Below are 593 nucleotides of genomic sequence, written 5' to 3' on the forward strand. Positions count from 1 at the left end.
TTGGCGGATGCCGGTGTGTCGGTGGTGTTGGACGAGGTGGTGACGGCCGCTCCGGTGGATTCGCTGCCGGTCCGACCGGATCAGGCCGCATACGTGATCTACACGTCGGGTTCGACCGGCGTGCCGAAAGGCGTGGTGGTGTCGCACGCCGGTCTGGTGAACTTGGCGGTGCAGCTGGGTGCCGCTCTGGGTGTGGTGCCGGGGCGTTCGGTGCTGCAGTTCGCGTCGTTCTCGTTCGACGCCTCGGTGCTGGACATGGTCGCGGTGCTTTCCCACGGTGGGACGTTGGTGATTGCGGAGGCGGCCGAGCGCACGGATCCGGTGGCGTTGCAGGCGTTGCTGGCTCGCAATGCGGTTGGTGCCGCGAGTGTGTCGCCGTCGCTGCTGGGCCAGTTGGATCCGGCGGCGGTCGGGGTGGATACGTGGGTCGTTGGTTCGGAGCGAGTGAGCGCCCAGCTGGTGGAGGCATGGGCGGGCCGGTCGCGGGTGTTCAACGCCTACGGTCCGACGGAGTCGACGGTCCTGGCCACAACGATGCGTTGTGTACCGGGCGGGGAGGGTGCGCCGCCGATCGGGGCGCCGTTGGGCAATGT

The 593-nt window shown here is 68.6% G+C and carries 1 protein-coding gene; it reads left to right on the plus strand.

The genetic code is table 11. The features are described from left to right. Positions 1-15: 15 nt before the first annotated feature. On the plus strand, positions 16-593 hold a 578-nt coding region (locus tag Dsi01nite_RS56985), incomplete at its 3' end, for an AMP-binding protein (RefSeq protein ID WP_203854892.1).

Origin of the sequence: Dactylosporangium siamense (assembly GCF_016862795.1) — a bacterium.
Taxonomy (GTDB): Bacteria; Actinomycetota; Actinomycetes; order Mycobacteriales; family Micromonosporaceae; genus Dactylosporangium; species Dactylosporangium siamense.